Origin of the sequence: Marinobacter manganoxydans MnI7-9, assembly GCF_000235625.1 — a bacterium.
Lineage (GTDB): Bacteria > Pseudomonadota > Gammaproteobacteria > Pseudomonadales > Oleiphilaceae > Marinobacter > Marinobacter manganoxydans.
Genome location: NZ_AGTR01000054.1, coordinates 1 through 19,969, shown reverse-complemented (window position 1 = coordinate 19,969; position 19,969 = coordinate 1). Strand labels below are relative to the sequence as shown.

17 protein-coding genes and 2 pseudogenes are annotated in these 19,969 nt (G+C 54.2%); 15 read left to right on the top strand and 4 right to left on the bottom strand.

The genetic code is table 11. The annotated features are described in order from the left end of the window. Nucleotides 1-32: 32 nt before the first annotated feature. The 7 genes from KYE_RS13150 to KYE_RS13120 all read left to right on the top strand — a co-directional run bounded on the left by KYE_RS13150 (nt 33) and on the right by KYE_RS13120 (nt 6,639). On the top strand, nt 33-1,997 hold the full coding sequence (locus KYE_RS13150; protein WP_008174181.1) for a dynamin family protein: 1,965 nt from the start codon (nt 33-35) through the stop codon (nt 1,995-1,997). Between the two features lie 128 nt (nt 1,998-2,125). Beyond that, nucleotides 2,126-3,274 (top strand): homoserine O-succinyltransferase MetX, encoded by a 1,149-nt coding sequence (gene metX / locus KYE_RS13145; protein WP_008174179.1) that lies wholly within the window; start codon nt 2,126-2,128, stop codon nt 3,272-3,274. Beyond that, nucleotides 3,271-3,870, top strand: a complete 600-nt coding sequence (metW, locus tag KYE_RS13140; protein ID WP_008174176.1) for a methionine biosynthesis protein MetW — start codon at nt 3,271-3,273, stop codon at nt 3,868-3,870. Before metX ends, metW begins: the two co-directional genes overlap by 4 nt. A 2-nt stretch (nt 3,871-3,872) precedes the next feature. Beyond that, nucleotides 3,873-4,328, top strand: a complete 456-nt coding sequence (locus KYE_RS13135; protein WP_008174175.1) for a DUF4426 domain-containing protein — start codon at nt 3,873-3,875, stop codon at nt 4,326-4,328. Nucleotides 4,329-4,334: 6 nt separating this feature from the next. Next, the gene (rdgB, locus tag KYE_RS13130; protein ID WP_008174172.1) at nt 4,335-4,934 is read left to right on the top strand and encodes an RdgB/HAM1 family non-canonical purine NTP pyrophosphatase; all 600 of its coding nucleotides are present in this window, start codon (nt 4,335-4,337) and stop codon (nt 4,932-4,934) included. Nucleotides 4,935-4,939: 5 nt separating this feature from the next. Continuing rightward, nucleotides 4,940-6,106, top strand: coding sequence for a radical SAM family heme chaperone HemW (hemW, locus tag KYE_RS13125; RefSeq protein ID WP_039882032.1), 1,167 nt, complete (start codon nt 4,940-4,942; stop codon nt 6,104-6,106). Further along, a complete protein-coding gene (locus KYE_RS13120; RefSeq protein ID WP_008174168.1) occupies nt 6,106-6,639 on the top strand; it encodes a hypothetical protein in 534 nt (177 codons plus the stop codon). Before hemW ends, KYE_RS13120 begins: the two co-directional genes overlap by 1 nt. 17 nt (nt 6,640-6,656) lie before the next feature. Here the strand turns inward: KYE_RS13120 and trmB are convergent, their stop codons facing one another. Further along, on the bottom strand, nt 6,657-7,388 hold the full coding sequence (gene trmB, locus KYE_RS13115) for a tRNA (guanosine(46)-N7)-methyltransferase TrmB (RefSeq protein WP_008174166.1): 732 nt from the start codon (nt 7,386-7,388) through the stop codon (nt 6,657-6,659). 72 nt (nt 7,389-7,460) lie between these two features. Continuing rightward, a pseudogene (locus tag KYE_RS13110) lies at nt 7,461-8,141 on the bottom strand (ATP-binding protein); the annotation flags it as partial. Nucleotides 8,142-8,245: 104 nt separating this feature from the next. Between KYE_RS13110 and KYE_RS21195 the strand changes: the two are divergent. The 8 genes and pseudogenes from KYE_RS21195 (at nt 8,246) to KYE_RS13075 (ending at nt 18,547) form a co-directional block, all read left to right on the top strand. Beyond that, the gene (locus KYE_RS21195) at nt 8,246-8,932 is read left to right on the top strand and encodes a TnsA endonuclease N-terminal domain-containing protein (protein WP_158217745.1); all 687 of its coding nucleotides are present in this window, start codon (nt 8,246-8,248) and stop codon (nt 8,930-8,932) included. Continuing rightward, the gene (locus tag KYE_RS13100) at nt 8,917-10,842 is read left to right on the top strand and encodes a Mu transposase C-terminal domain-containing protein (protein ID WP_008174160.1); all 1,926 of its coding nucleotides are present in this window, start codon (nt 8,917-8,919) and stop codon (nt 10,840-10,842) included. The genes KYE_RS21195 and KYE_RS13100 overlap by 16 nt, the downstream gene beginning before the upstream one ends. Further along, nucleotides 10,836-11,729 carry a TniB family NTP-binding protein gene (locus KYE_RS13095; protein WP_008174159.1) on the top strand — a complete coding sequence of 298 codons (894 nt, stop codon included), beginning with the start codon at nt 10,836-10,838 and terminating at the stop codon, nt 11,727-11,729. Before KYE_RS13100 ends, KYE_RS13095 begins: the two co-directional genes overlap by 7 nt. Further along, entirely contained in the window at nt 11,726-12,793 is a 1,068-nt protein-coding gene (locus KYE_RS22370) for a TniQ family protein (protein WP_008174157.1), read from the top strand. The genes KYE_RS13095 and KYE_RS22370 overlap by 4 nt, the downstream gene beginning before the upstream one ends. Further along, on the top strand, nt 12,790-13,860 hold the full coding sequence (locus tag KYE_RS13090) for a hypothetical protein (RefSeq protein ID WP_008174156.1): 1,071 nt from the start codon (nt 12,790-12,792) through the stop codon (nt 13,858-13,860). Before KYE_RS22370 ends, KYE_RS13090 begins: the two co-directional genes overlap by 4 nt. A gap of 73 nt (nt 13,861-13,933) precedes the next feature. Next, nucleotides 13,934-14,114 (top strand): annotated as a pseudogene (locus KYE_RS22000) (IS3 family transposase); the annotation flags it as partial. A gap of 702 nt (nt 14,115-14,816) precedes the next feature. Continuing rightward, the gene (locus KYE_RS13080; protein ID WP_008174154.1) at nt 14,817-17,807 is read left to right on the top strand and encodes a class I SAM-dependent DNA methyltransferase; all 2,991 of its coding nucleotides are present in this window, start codon (nt 14,817-14,819) and stop codon (nt 17,805-17,807) included. Next, entirely contained in the window at nt 17,795-18,547 is a 753-nt protein-coding gene (locus tag KYE_RS13075; protein ID WP_008174152.1) for a hypothetical protein, read from the top strand. The genes KYE_RS13080 and KYE_RS13075 overlap by 13 nt, the downstream gene beginning before the upstream one ends. Nucleotides 18,548-18,762: 215 nt before the next feature. Here KYE_RS13075 and KYE_RS13070 read toward each other — a convergent pair whose 3' ends face one another. Then, on the bottom strand, nt 18,763-19,245 hold the full coding sequence (locus KYE_RS13070; RefSeq protein ID WP_008174150.1) for a hypothetical protein: 483 nt from the start codon (nt 19,243-19,245) through the stop codon (nt 18,763-18,765). Beyond that, nucleotides 19,242-19,969: RHS repeat-associated core domain-containing protein (locus KYE_RS20895; RefSeq protein ID WP_008174149.1), on the bottom strand; the 728-nt coding region annotated here is incomplete at its 5' end. The genes KYE_RS20895 and KYE_RS13070, both read right to left, overlap by 4 nt.

Below are 19,969 nucleotides of genomic sequence, written 5' to 3'. Positions count from 1 at the left end.
GATACCAGGAAGTCGCGCAGAAGGAAAATCCGATGAACCAACAGGGAACTCTGTCGCAGCAGGTAGAGGCTTATCACAACTGGAAAAAAGAGCTGATCCGCCAGATCGGCAGGTACCGGCTGTGGCTGCAGGATAACAATCTGTTCTCCGACGATGTCAGCACCCGCATACGCCACGGGCTGGAGCTGCTGATTGAGGATGAACTGACCATTGCGTTTGTCGGCGAATACTCCCGCGGTAAAACCGAACTGATCAACGCCCTGTTCTTCTCCGAGTATGGCCAGCGCATGCTGCCGTCCCAGGCGGGGCGCACGACCATGTGCCCCACGGAGCTGTTCTTCGATCGCAGCGCCAATGAAAACTACCTGCTCCTGCTTCCCATCGAGACCCGAAACGGCGAACTGTCCCTGCAGCAGTTGCGCAAGCAGCCGGAACGCTGGGTCAAACATGAGCTGGATGAGCGCGACCCTGAGATCATGCGGGAGGTGCTTGCCGAGGTTGCCCGCGTCAAGAGTGTGCCACCTGAGGAGGCTCGCGCACTCGGCTTCGACGAAGGCATGCTCGAGAATGATCGCAACAACCCGGGCAATGTACTCGTACCTGCCTGGCGGAACGCACAGATCAGCATCCGCCACCCCCTGTTCGAGCGCGGCCTGCGGATCCTCGATACGCCGGGCCTGAATGCTCTTGGCTCCGAGCCGGAGCTGACGATCAGCATGCTGCCCCGCGCCCATGCGGTGATCTTTGTGCTGAGTGCCGACACCGGTGTGACTGCCAGCGACATGACCATCTGGAAAGAGCACATCGACACCCAGCACGCCGATCATCGCGCCGGCCGCTTTGCCGTGCTGAACAAGATCGACGTGCTCTGGGATGACCTCCAGGGCGAGCGCCACACTAACGAGGCGATTGAGCGGGTGCGCGGTTATACGGCCGACCACCTGGGCATGCGCCAGCACGATGTCATCCCGGTTTCTGCCAAGCAGGGGCTGGTCGCAAGGGTGAAGAAAGACAACGACCTGTTCGACCGTTCCAATATCAATCAGCTTGAGCAGCTGATTATCCAGCGCATCCTCATGCACAAGGAACAGCTGATCACCCAGAGTCTGATCAACGACCTGCTGGGCATGCTCCAGAACAGCCAGGCAGCCATGCAGTACCGCCTCGAATCCCTGGAGGAAGAGCTTCAGGCGTGCGCGGGCGTTACCATGGACAAGGCAGCGCTGGGCCGCCTCGCAGAACGCGCCCAGAAAGACTACGACTTTTACTACAAGAAGCTGATCACCCTGCGCTCCAGCCGTCGCCTCATGGACTCCCAGGGCGACCTGTTGAAGAAGCTGGTGAGCGAAGACCGCTTCGAAGCCCATGCGGAACATGTCCGTACCAGTATGTCGAAGAGCTGGACCACTGCGGGGATGAACCGCGCCATGGATCAGTTTTTCGAACTGCTCGAAAGCGACTTGACCAACCTTCTGAGCGAAGGGCACCTGGCCGAAAAAATGGTGGGCGCGATTTACCGTCGCTATAACGAAGACAACCGGGCACGTCACCTTGAGCCCATCCCGCTGCGGGCCGGGCGCCATGTTATTGCCATCCGCGAGTTGCGCAAAAAAGCGAGACGCTTCCGCATCAGTCCGAAGAACCTGCTCACCGAGCAGTCGGTCCTGGTTCGCCGTTTTTTCAATGTCATGGTGGGCGAAGCCCGCACACTGCATGCCCGTGTACGCCAGGACGTTGAGCGCTGGCCATCGGAAGCCCTGCTACCGATCATGCAGTATTCCATGGAGCAGAAGCAGCTTCTGGAGCACCAGATCCGGCGCCTTCGCGATATGGTCCGCAACGACAAGGACAGCCGCACCGAGCGCCTGCGCCTGACCAACACCATTGCCGACCTGCGCAGGCAACTGGAACTGGCCGACGCGATGCAGCGCCAGATCCGCAAACCGGCCCCCACCCTGATCCAGCAAAAAGTGGTGAACATCTCCGGCGCTGTGTAGTGTCCCGCAAGCGCGACCATTCAGGCGGTTGCAGCCATCACGCCCCGGCTTTAAACTGCTGGGCTGGCGATGGCTTTGTCATTGCTTTTCCAGACACTTACGGATCGAACCAGGAACCATTCGCGCCGATGCCTGATACCCTGCCTGCGGATTCTGTCGGGATTGTCTCCCCGCAGACCTATCATTTCGACGCTCCCATCGATCTGGCCTGCGGCCAGTCCCTGGAAAACTATGACCTGGTGGTGGAAACCTACGGCACCCTGAATGCCGACGCCAGCAATGCCGTTCTTATCTGCCATGCCTTGAGTGGCCATCACCACGCGGCCGGCTACCACTCTGCCGAGGACCGCAAACCCGGCTGGTGGGACAGCTGTATCGGCCCCGGAAAACCCATCGATACCGATCGTTTTTTTGTTGTCAGTCTGAACAATCTGGGGGGCTGCCACGGCAGCACCGGCCCCAACAGCATCAATCCCGAAACCGGAAAGCCGTTTGGCCCGGAGTTTCCGGTTATCACCGTGGGCGACTGGGTCAAGAGTCAGGCGCTGCTGGCAGATCGGCTCGGCATTCAATGCTGGGCGGCCGTTGTTGGCGGTTCCCTCGGCGGCATGCAGGCCCTGCAGTGGAGCCTGGACTACCCCGATCGCCTGCGGCATGCGGTGGTGATTGCGTCCACTCCGCGATTGACCGCCCAGAATATTGCCTTCAATGAAGTGGCACGCCAGGCAATAACCTCTGATCGGGAGTTTCACGACGGGCGCTATTACGACTTTGATACGGTTCCCAGGCGTGGTCTTATGCTGGCGCGGATGGTTGGCCATATCACGTATCTGTCTGATGCCTCCATGGGCGAGAAATTTGGCCGCGAACTCCGTGACCAGGCTTACAAGTTTGGTTATGACGCGGAGTTCCAGGTCGAGAGCTACCTCCGCTATCAGGGCGAACGCTTTTCCGAATCGTTTGACGCCAACACCTACCTGTTGATGACCCGTGCCCTGGACTACTTTGATCCGGCCTACGAGTTTGGCGGCGACCTCTCGAAAGCACTGGCAGCGGCCAGTTGCGAATACCTGGTGTTGTCATTCAGCACCGACTGGCGCTTCACGCCGGCCCGCTCGGAAGAAATGGTCAATGCCATGATTGGCGCGCGCAGGAAGGTCAGCTACGCCGAGGTGGACGCACCCTGGGGGCACGACGCGTTTCTGATTCCGACCCCGCGGTACACTGACATCTTTAACGCCTATATGGACCGGGTAGCACGGGAGGTCGGCGCATGAGACCGGATCTCGAAATCATCCAGCAGTGGGTTCAGCCCGGCCACCATGTTCTGGACCTGGGCTGTGGCGACGGCACTCTTCTTGATTTCCTCCAGCGGGAACGGGGTGCCAGTGGCTTCGGCCTGGAGATAAACCCGGACCACATCACCGCCTGCATGGGCCGCGGAGTGGCGGTTATCGAACAGAACCTGGACACCCAGGGGCTGGGGAACTTTGAAGATGGCAGTTTCGATATTGTTCTGATGACCCAGGCGCTTCAGGCGGTCCGGCGTCCTGACAGGGTACTGGATGAAATGCTGCGGGTTGGCAGCGAAGGCATCGTGACCTTCCCCAACTTTGCTCATTGGCGATTGCGCTGGGGACTGACTTTGAGCGGTCGTATGCCCGAATCCGAGGCACTGCCGTATAAATGGTATAACACGCCCAACATAAGGTTGTGCACCTTCAAGGATTTTGAGGCACTGTGCCGTCAGAAAGGCATCAGGATCAAAAGCCGCCGGGTGGTTGATGGCCAGCACCAGAACAGTTGGCTGGCTCGTCTCTGGCCGAACTTGTTGGGCGAAATTGCCATTTACCGAATCACACGGGAGACCTAGCAATGATCGCAAAAACCTTTTCCACATTCCGTACGCTGCTGGCAATCACGCTGATTGGCCTGTTCAGCCTGCAGGCACAGGCCGGCTCGAAGGATTTCGGAGACTACAAGGTACTCTGGAGTGTCCTGCCCAGCACCTTCCTGGCTCCGGAAGTCGCCCAGGCCAATAATCTTCAGCGGAGCAAGGGCATAGGCATCGTCAATATCTCCATCATGGAGGAAAACGACGATGGCTCAATGTCCCCGGTGAGCGGCCAGGTCGAGGGCAAGGTAACCAACGATGTCCAGCAGGTACGCTTCCTGGCGTTCCGCCGCATCCAGGAGGGCGACTCCGTGTACTTTATTGCCGAGTATCAGTATTCCTCCGGCGAACTGATGACTTTCAATATTACCGCACGCCCTACCGGACACCAGCAGGACCTGGCGGTACGGTTTGCTCACACACTGTTCAGCGATTAAGCCTATATGACCAACCGACTTGTCATCGCCAGCAATAACAGGGGCAAAATCGCCGAGTTGACCGAGCTCCTGGCACCTCTTGGCATGACGCCGATTGCCCAGGGCGAACTGGGCGTCGGTGAAGCCGAGGAGCCGGCGGTCACCTTTGTAGAAAACGCGATTCTCAAGGCGCGCCACGCGGCCCGGGAAACCGGGCTGCCAGCACTCGCTGACGACAGTGGTCTGGCGGTGGACGCGCTTGAAGGCCGCCCGGGCGTGCGCTCTGCCCGCTTTGCCGGCGATGATGCAACCGATCAGGACAATGTGGACGCGCTGCTCGACGCCATGGCGGGCGTGCCGGACGGGCAACGGGGCGCCCAGTTTCACTGTGTGCTGGTATACCTGCGCCATGCCGAAGACCCGACCCCGATCATCTGCCATGGCCGCTGGCCGGGCTCGATCCTCAGATCCCCTCAGGGCGATGGCGGCTTCGGTTATGACCCGGTGTTCCTGGCACCAGAGCATGGCTGCAGTGCGGCGGAACTGTCCCGCGCCGAAAAGGGCAGCATCAGCCACCGCGGACGCGCCCTGAAGATTCTGCTGGATCAGCTGAAGGCCGAGGCCTGAAACAGTTGAGTAATACCAGCCCCGGGGACGATCAGCAGCCAGCGGCGGTTAGGCCGCCGTTGAGCCTCTATATTCACGTACCCTGGTGCGTGCGGAAGTGCCCCTACTGTGACTTCAACTCCCACGCTTTCACCGGGACAATCCCGGAATCCGCCTATCTGCAGGCTCTGCTCGAAGATCTCGACCAGGACCTGGCCTTTGCCACCGATCGACCAATAGAGACCGTGTTCATCGGAGGCGGCACTCCGTCCCTGATGAGCGGCGACTTCTACGATCGCCTGTTCAGGGAACTGCGGGCACGCCTTGCCTTCGCCACAAATGCCGAAATTACCCTGGAAGCCAACCCCGGCACGCTCGAAGCCGGCCGGTTCGACGCGTTCCGGGCAGCGGGCATCAACCGTCTGTCCATCGGGGTCCAGAGTTTCAATCCCGACCATCTCAAAACGCTGGGGCGCATTCACGATGCCGATGCCGCCCACCGGGCCATACGCGCCGCTCGCCGTGCCGGGTTCGATAACTTCAATATCGATCTGATGCACGGTCTGCCGGGCCAGACGCCCGGGCAGGCACTTGAGGACATCCAGACTGCCCTGGACTACAAACCACCGCATCTCTCCTGGTACCAGCTGACCCTCGAGCCCAATACCGAGTTTTACAGCCGTCCGCCAGAACTGCCCGACGACGATCATCTCTGGGACATCTATCGCCGGGGTTCCGATTACCTGCACCAACACGGCTACGAGGATTACGAAGTCTCGGCCTGGAGCCTCCAGGGAAGGGCCTCCCGTCACAATCTGAACTACTGGACGTTCGGGGACTACCTGGCCCTCGGGGCTGGGGCCCACGGCAAGATCAGCCTGGTGGACGGGGGTATCAGGCGATACTGGAAGACCCGGCAGCCGGACGCTTACCTGAACCGGATCGGCAGCCGAACGGCCGGTTCTGATGCGATTGCCGTGGACGATCTGCCGCTGGAATTCCTGATGAACGCCCTCAGACTGAAAGAAGGAGTGGATGAAAGCCTTTTTTCTGAACGAACGGGTTTACCCCTGACAACAGTTGGAGTAAAACTTGAACAACTGCGGAATGAAAAGCTGCTGGTAAGCGATCGACTCCAGGCAACCGACCTGGGCCAGAGATACCTTAACAGCCTGTTGGAGCGTTTTCTGTAATGGACCCTGCACACGGAGTGGCAGCATTTCCCAAAAGCCTGAAAGCCAGCCTGGTCGTGGCTGCCGTGCTGCTGTTCGCTCTGCTTATGGTCAACCAGCCTCTGCAGACGGCATCAGCACCCCAGGGTATCGTGAGCTATCAGCTGGCCGGGACTGCCGATCAGGCCCACGCCATTTTTCGCAGCTGGGGAAGCGAAGGGGTTGCCTGGGCGAAGGTTTCGCTGTGGCTGGACTTCCTGTTCATTCCTGCCTACATGCTGGCCCTGATTCATCTTACCCGGCACTTTACCCGTGATCGCCCCGGCATTCGCGAGCGGGTGGGTGCCCGTTGGGTACGGGCCCTGTTCGCAACTGCCGGCCTGAGCGACGGTGCAGAGAACATTCTGTTGCTGAACAATTTCAACCCGCCCACCGATGAGATGAGCCTGTCCGCAACCCTATGCGCACTCATCAAATTCACGGCGCTCACGCTCGGCATCGCCGGGCTGGTCATCATCCGGGCGTCACGGCGCCACCCGCTCGCGCATCACTGACCCCCGATCAACGCCTCTTAATTGGTGCGATAGAACAACAGGTCCCAGACACCGTGACCGAGGGTTTCGCCCCGCTTCTCAAACTTGGTAATTGGACGGTCGTCAGGGCGCGGTGAATAGCCACCGGTCTCCTGGGTGTTGGCAAAGCCCTCGGACTCGCTCATCACCTCGAGCATATGCTCGGCATAATTCTCCCAGTCGGTCGCCAGGTGCAGAATGCCGCCTACCCTCAACTTGTGACGAACCCGCTGGACAAACTCGTGCTGGATCAGCCGGCGCTTGTGATGCTTTTTCTTGTGCCAGGGATCGGGGAAGAACACCATCACGCGATCCAGGCACGCATCCGGAAGGCAGAGGTCAATCACATCGTTGGCATCAATACTGTAAATCCGGACGTTTTCCAGGCCACGGTCCTCGATCTCCTTGAGCAACGCGCCAACACCGGGCTGATGAACTTCAACCCCGATAAAATCCTGTTCGGGAGCGGCCTCAGCCATGTCGGCCAGGGACCGCCCCATACCAAAACCGATTTCCAGGTTCAGCATGTTGTCGCGGCCGAACACTTCCCTGGGATCAATCATTCCGTCCTCACGGGTCAGCCCGTACTTCGGCCAGCTCCGCTCGAACGCCTTTTTCTGGCCTTCCGTCATCCGGCCCTGGCGCAAAACAAAGCTGCGCACACCGCGACGGGTGGTGACCGGCGAATCGGCGGCCTCTTTGGGATCTTGCGGTTCTTTATGGTCTGTCATCTGCAATCCTTAACCGCAGGCAGCGGGTCATGGTTAACGGGATTTGCCAACAGTTTACCAGAGTGTTGTCGCTCAGGCGGAGACCACCGAGTTGCGGCCCTGCTGTCGGTCGAGCTGCCGGTAACCCAGAGCCTCAACCAGATGGCTCTGTCGTAGCTCCTCGCTGCCTTCAAGATCGGCAAGCGTTCGGGCAACTCGCAATATGCGGTGCAGTGCACGGGCCGAAAGCCCCAGCTTTTCCATGGCACCGGTGAGCAACTGCTCGCCCTGGCGATCCAGCCGGCACGCAGCCTGCAACGCACGCCCGGACAAGGCCGCATTCAGGCAACCCCGCTCTGATTGCCGGGCTCTGGCAATCAGGACACGCTCCCGGACGGTGGCGCTGGTTTCGCCATCCCCGCCCGACTGCATCAATACGTCGCCACCCTGCACAGGCACCTCCACATGCAGATCAAACCTGTCCAGAAGGGGGCCGGAAATTTTCGACCGGTAACGGGTAACCTGTTGCGGCGTACACTGACACTCGATGGTGGGATGACCACTGTAGCCACAGGGGCAGGGATTCATTGCAGCCACGACCTGAAATCGCGCCGGAAAATTCACCTGCCGTGCTGCCCGGCTGATCGAGATTTCGCCGGTTTCCATCGGCTCACGCAGGACCTCCAGCACCCGGCGTTCAAACTCTGGCAACTCGTCGAGAAACAGTACGCCCCGGTGAGCCAGTGAGATTTCTCCGGGCCTGGGGCTGCTGCCGCTGTAGGAAACACGTATAAACTAGAATACAATAGTCTTAATGGCGCATAAATCCGTGCAATTGCACTAATAGATTGGAAATTAATTTGTGCTTAATGAATAGAATGACATACAAATTTAACGTAATTGCTAGAACGAGCAAAAGGACTCTTCCTGGCTGTTACCGAAGTTCGTCCGGATACCTACATACACCGGCAGGAAAAGTAGCTTATGAGTCAGGTCTGGAGCGAGATTACTTCACGCAGCTTTCGGTTCATCCGGGTTTTCGGCGCATTACATGGAACCCAATCGAGCTGGAGTACACTGATTCTTATGGCAAGCGCCGCACTTATACACCAGACGCATTGGTCGAATTCGGTCTTGGCTCCGGAATGCCGCCCTGCCTTCTACTAGAGTTAAAGCCCCGGAAAGCGCTAAAAGAGAACATCGATCAATTGCGAGACGGCTTTTATGCGGCGCGGGAGTACGCATCTAGCATGCAAGGCTGGCGCTTCGAGGTGCGCACTGAGCTTTCGCTGATTCCAGCGTTGGTGTCCAATGCCAACTTTTTGGCACGTTATCACGCGATTTCTTTAGAGGATCAGTTTCCTGACTATCCCAAGCGTTTATTTGAAGAGCTGAGCGCTCGTGGTCGCGCTACTCCTGAGATATTGATCACGGCATGCTGCTCCACATTCGAAGAGAAAGCCATGGCGCTACCTTACGTATGGGCAATGCTCGCCCAACGCATTGTGGCTTTCGATATATATTCCCCCATCGACAATAGGAGCCCGATATGGATTCCTTCCTGAAACGCGAGGGGACGCCCGCTACTCTTCCATTAAAGCCGGGCACCTTGCTTGATTATCAAGGTCGGACAGTCAAGGTGATCGAAACGATCAGCCTTGAACGGGTCATGGTTAACGACGAGAGTTCCGGGCAAATAATTAACGCTCCGATTTACCAACTCAAACCGCTAATTGTCAGTGACTCCTCAACAGCAACTTTGACTGCATCATCTTCACGTGATTATGCAGATTATGGCGACAAAGAATGGACGGAGATCAACCGGCGATTCGACATCATTTTTCCCTTATTGTCAGCTCAGTCTCGGACGCTTGATGACGTTAAGGCGGTGTCAGAAAGTTCCGGTTTTTCAGTAGCCATGATCTACAACATGATCAAGCGATTTGAGGCGACTCAAAGTAAAACTAGCCTCCTTCCACGCAAGCGCGGCAGGCGCAAAGGCACACGCCTTCTCGATGCCAAAGTCGAAGCAGTCATCGCCGAGGGGATTCGACTGCATTATCTGACGGCCCAGAAGAAATCAGTCGTCAGAGTGGCCGACTTTATCGAAACGCGTTGCCGCACATTAAGCATCGAGCCGCCCAGCGTAGGAGCGGTACGCAAACGCATTAATGATCTGGAGCCGAAGAAAACCAAGAGAGCCCGACATAGTCACAGCGAGTCTAAGCAGGAAATTGATCAAGTGGAGACGGGCATCCCTGGCGCAGAGCGACCTCTCGACTTCATTCAGATTGATCACACCCAGGTCAACACTATTGTTGTGGATGAACATGATCGAATGCCGCTCGGGCGACCGTGGATCACATTGGCAATCGACGTGAATACACGTTGCGTTCTTGGAATATACCTATCTTTGGACAGTCCGAGTTTTGTGTCAGTGGGCAGCGCTATCTCCAACATGCTGCTGACTAAACATGACTATCTGGCATCTCTTGAACTTTCAGTCGAGTGGCCAATGTACGGCGCACCAAGAAAGATTGGGGCGGACAATGGTGCTGACTTCAAATCCAACTACCTGACACGCTCAGTCGAAGATTATCCATTCTCTATCGAGTGGCGACCGCTAGGAGGCACCAATTTTGGCGGCCATATCGAGCGGCTCATGAGCACATTTTCACTGTGGGTACGCGAGTTGCCAGGGGCGACTTTTGCTAATCCCAAGGAACGGGGCGATTACGATTCAGAATCTCAGGCAGCGATGACTTTGTACGAGCTTGAGCAGTTTATCGTTCGCCACATCTGTGAGAAGTATCACAAGACACCGCACAAAGGATTAAGAGGCGCGACGCCTTATCAGGAATGGGAACGAGGCATTCTAGGCTCTCCGGGACAGCCGGGTGTTGGGATGCCCTCTGTCTACAGCGACCCCAATCGCGTGCGCATCGATTTCCTGCCATTCTTCTATCGAACTATCACGCGATCAGGCATCACTTACAAGAACATTCCTTACCAAGATATTGAGCTATTCGGTTCGGAGAGGTTGGCCCGAGAGAGGAAATCCGAGGAAGAAAGGAAAAGTTTGTTTCGCATCGACCCGCGAGACATTACGCGCATTTGGATGTGGGATCCGGTTCTGGAGGGCTATCACGTTATACCCTGTGCAGTGCGGGATATGCCAGCAATCAGTCTTTCCGAATTCAAAGCACACGAACGAGAACTGAAAAACCGAAACGAAGCACACGACGCCTTTTCTATCGCGAGACATGCTGAGGACAACTACCAATTGGTTGAAGATGCGAAAGAGAAGACCAAGCAAGCTAAAGCGAAACGCAAATCAACCGAAAGACGCAAATATAACGCCATGAAGTCGGTAAAACCAGAATCATCTCTTCCCAACGAAGCCTCACCATTACAATCGACCAACGGTTTTGTTGACGTCGACATTGCGGCATTCGAAGGAGCGGAAGAATGGTAGCAGCTGAGGGGCGGAAGCTTGATGAAGAAGCTTTAAAGATGTTGGATCAGGGTAATGCCTCACGCATTGCCTATATCAAACAAGACCGCTGGATTGGTTACCCTGCCGCCACAAGAATTGCACAAGGTCTAAACGATCTGATCACGCATCCAACTTCAAGCCGCATGCCTAGCATGGCCATTGTAGGCCGCCCCAACAACGGCAAAACAACTCTTGTTAGACGATTCATCAGCATGCACCCGTCTCAGAATACCGAGAACGGAATTCGTACACCAATTGTCCTCACGTATATGCCAGCCTCATCAGACGAGCCAAAATTTTGGACGAGTCTCCTGACGCAACTAATGGTCGTCCACAGGCCAGCAGCTAGCGCAAGAGCATTACAGAACCAAGCTGAGAGGGTGCTGCGTGAAATGGGCGTACGAGTTTTGATTATCGATGAATTCCACCATCTCGCCTCTGCTCCGCTTCGCCAGCAAGAAAATGTTTTGGCAGCTTTAAAGAATCTCAGCTCTTCTTTGAGCCTGTCCTTGGTGCTTGTCGGCACACAGGCACTGCTAGGTGCATTACGGGCAGATGATCAATTGGCAACTCGTTTGACGCCTTACGTCCTAGAACGCTGGGAAGCCAACCAAAACTATCAGAAATTATTGTTCAAATTCGAAAAACAGCTGCCTCTTCAGAATCCATCCAACTTGGCCGATCCGAAGCTAGCCAATGAAATCTTTAGTCGTTCGATGCAAACAATCGGGGGGACCAAATCTGTAGTGATTGAAGCCGCGATTAAGGCAATAGAATCAGACACAGAAGTGATAACGCCGGATATCGTGAGGTCGGTCGATGTAGTGACGCATCACGATTTCGGCAAGTTAATGAAAAAAATATGATTCATCTTTTTCGGTGGCCACGAGAAGATGAGACTCTATCATCCTGGCTATATTGGCAAAGTAGGCTGCATGGCCTCTCGCCCCAGACTTACACCGCGATGTCATTGCCTGGCCTTGAAATTTGGACGCGGGATGCGGATCGCTGGCTTTCTGATATTGCAATTCAGAAGATTGCCTGCTGCTTGGGGCAAAGCCAGGCAACGGTCAAAAGCATGACCCTCGCTGGACGTTATGGGGAAGTACTGGGTGAGATTCGCCAATACAACTCAGTACACTGGATTATGCCTATTGGAGTTTATCACCGTCGCAGGCGCCTTCACGGTCAGCAATTCTGCCCAGAGTGCTATCTGGAGGGTAGCGTGTTAAAGCTATCTTGGAGGTTGGCTTGGAATAGCTTCTGTGAGAAACATCAGTGTCCATTGATTGATGCCTGCCCTGCATGCGATGAACCGTTAACACTTTTCTACACTGACCCGTATCACCACAATGTTTGTTTCAACTGCGGGCGTTACATAGCCTCGCCGGGACAGAAGGAAAGGCACTATGACCTGTGCATGGCTTTTTCACGGCGGTTCTCGTCTGCAGTGAGGGCGGATGCTCCCGACCCTGGATCCCTGCGCACTCTAATGACGCTGCAACTTGGGCAGTCGCAGGGCCGCCACTTGCAAAGCACATGGCGCAGCAGGATTGGGGCTGTGCCTAGCGCAACTGCGCGAGGGCGCTGGGAGTATGTTCGCACGGCCGAACGTCGTGTGCTTATCCCTGCAACGGAAGCTGCTCTACAAACAGGTCTGAAGCGAATTGTGGATGATCTCATCGGGCATAGGATCACCCGCGAATGTCTACGAAATCACCAGGTCGGTCAAAATCTCTGGCTTGAAAAATATGTTTACCCAGAACTTGACACAAAGCAGCGGTCCCCGAAATCGCGTTCTAATTATAAGGCCGAGATGGCCGACCCACTGAGAGAAATTCAGCGTCGGCACACGAGCGCCAGTCGCAGGACACGACGAGAAGCACGGGCGCATTGCATTGATATTATGCTTGGGATACCCCGGCAATGAAGGAGAAAGGGAGTTGCCCGAAGTGCGGCGAAATAACACCAAATAAGGGTAATCGGCTATGCGCAACCTGTTACTGGATTCCTCGGGCACAGCACTCCGCCAAGCTGCAACTGGCTCGACTAGAGCAACCTTGGGTTCAAGAACTGTGGCGTGCTTTTGAGATCTGGCTACTACGCAACTTCAGTCCATACAACGCTTGGAAATGGATGTTTCCGAGCGGTGATGCGTTCGCCGAGTTCGATGAGCGGTTTTGTTCCGCGCAAGACATGACCACAGAGTCTGTGCTAGCGATAGGCGGACCAGAATGGTTGCGGAAGCATGGTTATGTGTCCCGCTTTCTGGCCCATACCAAAATTGTCGATATTACAGATCGCGAGCGTAATGAATGGGCGGAGTTGCGGAGGATCCAAGACATATTAGACGCCAGCACTGGCGAAAACCGACAAATTCTTAATGCCTTTATTAATTACTGCCGCCGAGGTAAAGGTATTCAAAGCAAAACGCTGAGGGTTTACCTCAAAGCTGGTCAGTCTTTCTTGCAGAGTACGAAATCCCCGATATGCGAAGTCAGCGAAAAGACCATATACAACTTCCTACGCAGGCATCCTGGGCACAGGTCGAGTTTGTTCCGATTTGTTACTTTCCTGCGCGAGGCCGGATATGCGCCCGAGGCCGCCGTACCGAAGCGTCCCAAGAAGTATCGATCAGGTTACAGCGCGCGGGTAATAGGGCGTATTGAAGCATTTTCCAAGGAGTTCGATGCAACGGGATCAATACCCAGAAAGAGAGCACTCTGCGCGGCGGCGATTGCCGAGATGCTAGGGGTACCCCTGGAGTATTGCCTGAGACTGCACCGACAGGATATCAATCTTGAGGTTCAGTCCTGCGAAGTTAGAGTTCAGGAGGATTGGTACAGCTGCGCTATGGTCATTGATCGACTTATCCGAGAAGTCGCAAAGATAGATATCGGTGATGATAGATTGTTCCCGGGAAAACTACCCAGCGATACTTTGTCGGCGGTTGGCGCCGCTTATCATGTAAAGATAGCACTCAAGAACGTAATTTAATTGATGGAAAAGCCTGAGTAACTGGAGGGACGCTGAATTAGAACTCACTGATTGTCGTCATGTGGACTTCCCCCGCATGCACGAAATCCTGGTTGCGGAGGGGGCTTCAACCAGTGTGAATCGGGTTGCCCGATTGGTAGCCAAACATGGCATTCAAGGGTGGCCACGCAAAAGACGCGGGCGCTGGACGCCAGTTTAATCGACCACCAGGTATCCGTAATCATCTGATGCGGAATTTCTCAGCCCTTGAGCCGTCGAACTACAGACTCCTTCCGATCTGTTTTGTATAACTCTAGCGGGATGGCTACCCCACCTAAAGCCTAGAGCAACCATGCAGATTAGGAGCCCCCCTAGACATCACAGCCCTAAATCCCTCTCGCACCTCCCACCTGTTAATAGGCCTCGCCACGCTCTGAAGATGTTTTCTCTAGAGAAACTGTTCTATAATCTAAACAGTTTTGTTCTACATCTAAAACAGAAAGCGTAAATATGCCTGCCACCAAGTCGTTCACCGCGAAAGATGTTTGTTCCGCTTTAGGAGGAATAAGCCGGTCAAGGCTTCACACGTGGGCGCAACTGCCACCCTTTTGCGACAGGCCAACTCGTGAAAGGAGCGCACGACGCTTCACGAAGGCCGATTTAATTACGTTCGCCGTTCTGCAAACGTTAGAGGACACCCTGGGCATGAGACGCAGAGAGGTCCAACGAATCTCAGCTGCTATCCATCGTTATGTCAGCGCGCCACATCAGGTTCCTGGAGAAGAGTTGATCTTTATTCCACAGGGAAACCTGGACGAAGAAGAGGCCTTTCGTTTGTTCAGAGGCCAGAATCCCACCAGCTTAGGCTGGGTTGTCGATATGTCTAAGGAGCGAGAACGCATCGATTTGTACTTGGGACTCGAATCCTCTCAACGAGAGCTACCCTTGATCACAAACATCGCATCAGGGCAGCAAAGATGAATCTGCTACAGGAATTCGGTGCACCCAACGAGAGCTGTGTGGATCTGCGCGACAACCGGGATGCTCGTTGTCTGAGGTATGCGGATCTATATCGGAATCGAGAACACCCGCTGGTTGACTATGTTGTTGAACATCAGGTCCAGGCGCTGCTATATGTCGTCGACCAAACTCATTTTCGAGATGACGTGTTACCCGTTCATGATCTCCAAAAAATTCTTGCCATGCGGGGTGAGCCGGCTTGGTTGGGCATATTGAAACCGGGACGACTGGATATTTACGCCACCGATCTGCGTCCCTCAGAAGACACGGCCCCAGTCCGGTTTTCTCGCTATTCCAACGAAGCTCCAAGCATTCTTCCCAGACTTGCGCAGGGTGAGGACTTCGTAGCACCTGCTACTCTGCGCCTGCGTGATGTCCTTCTCAATTTGATGAGCGATGCAGGCGAAGCGCTACGCGATCTTGGCGTATCAACTCACGAGGCAATAGCACTCACGGGTCGAGCGCTGTTTCTGCGCTACTTGATAGGTCGAAAGATTGTGCTCCCCGACAATCTGGTCGATATCGCTCCTAGCGCCAACTCACTTAACGAGTGCATGGACACAGATGTAGCACTGGCAGAGACTAATAACTGGCTCGATAAAACCTTTAATGGCGACCTTCTAACCCTCCCCGCTATCGATTACGCCGTTTATTTCCGCCAATTAGTTCAACAACACGGGCAAAGTGTCACTCAACCTTTGAGTGCGATAATGACCCTTGATACCGCCATTGAACCCGGCGCGTCACAACAGCAGCTGGATTGGGGGGATCTTGATTTCGATCACCTGCCAATTGGTTTGTTAAGTGAGACCTATGAAGAACTGATTCATCGGTTCGATCAATCAGCCCGTCATGCCACGAGCGTGTACTACACGCCCTATCACATTGCCGAATACATGGTGGAAGAAGCCTTCCACGCACATCCGGAGGGCTCAAACGCGAAGGTACTGGATCCCGCTTGCGGGGCCGGCGTGTTCCTAGTCGCAAGCTTGCGTAAGCTAGTGGAGTTACGCTTTCGCGAGACTGGTGAGCGACCATCGCGTCAACAAATTCGGGACATGCTTTACGAACAATTGGTTGGCTTCGATACCAATGGCCATGCCCGCACGCTTGCAGCACTAGCCTTATACCTGACCGCCCTCGAACTTGATCCACTCCCCGCACCACTTGAAGAGCTGCGCTTCAAGAAACTTGAGAACAGTGTTCTGATCAACGTTGCTGATCCAGAGTGTAACAGTAACGAGCTGGTGCCTATGGCAGGCAGCTTGGGTGATCACGTGTTTGATCACTACCAGCATGCCTTTGACCTAGTCATTGGCAATCCGCCCTGGACAAGTTTAACCAAGGAGTACCGAAGCATTGAACGGGTTTTTACCAAGAGGTGTAGAGAGGTAGCCGCACAACGCGGTCTGGATGAAATTGCTAAGTCTTACCATAACCCGGACGGCGTTCCTGACTTGCCCTTCGTTTGGGGAGCCATGTCTTGGGCCAAGCCCGGTGGACGCATTGCTCTGGCACTGGCAGGGCGCTGGCTGTTCAAGCAATCTCACAAGGGAACTGCGGCTCGCCATGCGTTATTCGAAGCCCTGAAAGTAACCGGCATCCTGAATGGCGCTGCACTGAGGCAAACCCGAGTCTGGCCAAGCGTAGATCAGCCGTTTTGCCTACTGTTTGCCGACAATGAGCTGCCAAAACCAGACGATCGATTTATCTTCGTTAGCCCGCACTATGAACCAAACCTCAATGGCAAGGGCCTGCTACGAGTCGATGCAAATGACGCCACCCCAGTAGCTTTCGATCTGGTAAAAGCCAATTCGGCTGCGCTAAAAACCTTGTATCGCGGCACTGTGCTGGATCTGGCCATCGTAGAAAAGATAAAACAACACGCAGAATGCACTGTTGGCGACTATTGGCAGGAATGCTCAGGCCTTTTCAAAAGCCAAGGTTTTCAAGTGGCAGGTGGCACCCAAGACGATAGCTTCCTTGATGGAAAGCCCGAATTACACGCAAATTATGACCTACAGCCTTTTTTGGTACTAGATAAGGAACTTAGTCGCTATACCCCCCGAGGACTTCACCGCACTAGGTCACCAGAAGTCTATAAGGCGCCTCTATTGCTGGTAAGAAAATCTTTGCGCGAAGATCGCTCAAGAGGGAGAGCACTCCTCAGCACCAGCGATGTCGCATTCTCTGAGTCTTATTATGGGTACTCTGCATCGGGTCATCCATTGTCAACCTTCCTTACACACTACTTGCTGGTATTACTTCACAGCAGGTTGTTTGAGTATGTCACGCTAATGACAAGCGGAGAGTTTGGTGTTGAGCGAGAAGCGCAGCAAAAGCTTGACGTTGACCGCCTTCCTTTTATACCACCGGAAGCTCTGTCGTCAGGTCAACGTCAGTCCATTGAAACCTGCGCACAGAGTTTGATGAACAATCATCCCGACTGGCCATCGCTCGATTACACCGTTGGGCAGCTCTACGGTTTGTCGACTTTCGACCAGCAAGTCCTTTCGGATACTCTCGCGGTAAATGCACCCTACGCATCAGCTCGCGACAAAGGGCTGACGAGGATTGAAGAGGAACAGGCTAAGGCGTTCATCGCTTTTTTGGAAAAAGAACTAGCCGGAGCACTTGGCGCAGGCGGCCATAAGATAAAAGTGCAATTCCTGAATGAGACTAGCGCAGCACTTCCCTGGAGGTTTTTCTCCGTCACATTAGAGGGCGCCTTCCCACCATCTACGCTTCCAGAATATTGGATTCAACAGGTGAACAGTCTCGGTGTTAGCCGAATAACTATTCAGAATGCCACCCAGCCCAGTCTCACGATAGGACTACTCAACCGCTATCGGTACTGGACACTAGGTCAGGCCCGCCTGCTCGCATCAGAACTGGTCTGGGAATACGGGGCGCGTTTAGAGGAGCTCAGCCAGCAATGCGTGGATTGATGACAGGACTGTGCACAGACACTGAAGGTCCGTGCAAAATTCCAGTATTCTTAATGGATGTGGTTCAGAATGCACTCGCTTACGCTTGGCGTTTATTGCTCAAGGAAGTCGCAGAAGGGCAATTCTCTATTTGCGACGAAGAAGAAGACACGATTACTGAGCGGTTATATATGATTCTGGATGAAATCTCCACCAATCATCCAGAGGCTATTGAGGGGCTTTCGCTTTTTCAGACCCCTGTTCGAGAGGGTAACCTGCGCAACCGAACAGGAAATAAGCTCGATTGCCAGCCCGATCTCACATTCCGTCCGCTTCGGGGTCAGCTGGTGACCAGAAGCAGTGCGATGACAGCAATATTAGTCGAATGCAAACCCATCGATTCCGCACATCCTATCGGCGGTACTTACTGTAAAACGGGCATAAGCCGGTTCGTCAGAGAGGATTATGCTTGGGCAGTAGACCGCGCCCTTATGCTGGGATATGTCCGAAACATCTGTTACCTCCCCAACGGTCTTACTTATGTACTAGACAGCACTACTGGGCAAAAGGAGTACCGCGTCAAGAACAGAGTTGCATCACTTGGTCAGACCATTTTTGGTGACGATGTATACTCGAGCGTGCACTATCGTGGCTGTGATGCAAACCCTAAAACATCTAAATCACCAATTGCATTACATCATCTCTGGTTGAAGACCGAGGAGCCCTGCGAGAACACTAGGTGTAAAATCTCACTGCTCTGATGATCTGACCTGACCCGGCTGCCGACGCAGATGAACAACGCCATCGAAGAGCTATTACGCCACAACTGGAAGCCAGCTATACCTAACAAGATGTGATCAGCGGACGCCTCATTTTAGGAACATCCGCAGTAACGGGGAAGCCCCCTTGGTCGCAACCCCTGGAAGGTCGTTTGCTCTCCACTTTGTAATATTGCAGATGCCAGCAGCATGTTAATTTAACTTACTTTTAAGGGTTGCAATCGCACATCCACTCCACTGAAATCTACAACAACTGCCTCTCCTGAAAATTCACCTAGAATCTTGTTAAATGGTGGCAATTCATAATACCAACCATCATCACCAATTGAGACAAAACGGTCAAAAACGATGTCATCTTGCGTTACATCTAGTGATTGTTCATTCAGTACATCGTAGACATGTTTGCCAACGAGGGGCTTGCAAATCAGCCTATGGGTTTGCTGACGATCTGGATATAGAACTCGGGAACTTTCCCCATTGCAATCCGCTCCATCGCCATACACGTTTAACACAATATTTTTGTCATCCAGTAAGCCTTCAACAATAAGCTCCCAATTTGCCTGAAGCCAATCATCTTTCAGCGACCCAGATGAGTCCTCCTTAACTAATAGAAGTAAATCTTCCCAATACAAAAATAGTAAATTGGAGAAATGCGTTAGTAGATTATTGATGGACATCATTTCGTCAAATCCTTCAACAAGTCTAACTCTTGTTGTGTCGGTGCCCGCTTAAACCCCTTAGAGCCAGGCAAAGAGTTCTCAAATTTCGTTTTTTGAAGCGATCCAGGCGGAGCCTTTGGATGAGTATTGGGAGTAAACTCTTTTACTCGAGTTGGAGAAATATCTATTACGCTACCATCTTCCCTAGTGATCCTGACCGCGTTATCACCTTTCCGGGTCGTTCGAGTTACAACCTGATCTCCCTTACTTAATCCCTTTGAAACATTAGCACCTTTCAACCCCATTCTCATAGCGAAGCCGACAGCCTTTACGCCCGTCACCCCATAGGTTCCAGCACCAGAGCGATTGATCGAGTCGGAGGTTTCCTCCATGGTCCCAACTTCAGCTACTATACCCAGCGCCTCAAATGCGAGAACCCCGAGTATCGGCACAACCGGAAACGCCAGTTCTCCATCCGGGTCTGCATAGCTGTACGGATTGTTATTCCCGTACGCATAGCGGTTGAACGAGTGGATGTTTGTTTCGTGCCATTTGACGGGATCGATTCCTGTGAACCGCCCGATCGAAGACGTGTACCAACGCGCTTTGTGGTCGGCCAGGCCCGTTTCTTCATCCAGCCAATTACCGGTGTAGCCGCGCTCGTCGGTATTGACCGTGAGCTTGAATCCCCAGGGATCATAGGCCTGTTGCCACACCACGGCCCCGGTACTGTCAGTCGCCGCAA

Bases quoted from the DNA above. Each gene is read 5' to 3' on its own strand.
- KYE_RS13150 (WP_008174181.1), top strand. From the start codon at position 33: ATGAACCAACAGGGAACTCTGTCGCAGCAGGTAGAGGCTTATCACAAC.
- metX (WP_008174179.1), top strand. From the start codon at position 2,126: ATGCCTGATACCCTGCCTGCGGATTCTGTCGGGATTGTCTCCCCGCAG.
- metW (WP_008174176.1), top strand. From the start codon at position 3,271: ATGAGACCGGATCTCGAAATCATCCAGCAGTGGGTTCAGCCCGGCCAC.
- KYE_RS13135 (WP_008174175.1), top strand. From the start codon at position 3,873: ATGATCGCAAAAACCTTTTCCACATTCCGTACGCTGCTGGCAATCACG.
- rdgB (WP_008174172.1), top strand. From the start codon at position 4,335: ATGACCAACCGACTTGTCATCGCCAGCAATAACAGGGGCAAAATCGCC.
- KYE_RS13120 (WP_008174168.1), top strand. From the start codon at position 6,106: ATGGACCCTGCACACGGAGTGGCAGCATTTCCCAAAAGCCTGAAAGCC.
- trmB (WP_008174166.1), bottom strand. From the start codon at position 7,388: ATGACAGACCATAAAGAACCGCAAGATCCCAAAGAGGCCGCCGATTCG.
- KYE_RS21195 (WP_158217745.1), top strand. From the start codon at position 8,246: ATGACATACAAATTTAACGTAATTGCTAGAACGAGCAAAAGGACTCTT.
- KYE_RS13100 (WP_008174160.1), top strand. From the start codon at position 8,917: ATGGATTCCTTCCTGAAACGCGAGGGGACGCCCGCTACTCTTCCATTA.
- KYE_RS13095 (WP_008174159.1), top strand. From the start codon at position 10,836: ATGGTAGCAGCTGAGGGGCGGAAGCTTGATGAAGAAGCTTTAAAGATG.
- KYE_RS22370 (WP_008174157.1), top strand. From the start codon at position 11,726: ATGATTCATCTTTTTCGGTGGCCACGAGAAGATGAGACTCTATCATCC.
- KYE_RS13090 (WP_008174156.1), top strand. From the start codon at position 12,790: ATGAAGGAGAAAGGGAGTTGCCCGAAGTGCGGCGAAATAACACCAAAT.
- KYE_RS13080 (WP_008174154.1), top strand. From the start codon at position 14,817: ATGAATCTGCTACAGGAATTCGGTGCACCCAACGAGAGCTGTGTGGAT.
- KYE_RS13075 (WP_008174152.1), top strand. From the start codon at position 17,795: ATGCGTGGATTGATGACAGGACTGTGCACAGACACTGAAGGTCCGTGC.
- KYE_RS13070 (WP_008174150.1), bottom strand. From the start codon at position 19,245: ATGATGTCCATCAATAATCTACTAACGCATTTCTCCAATTTACTATTT.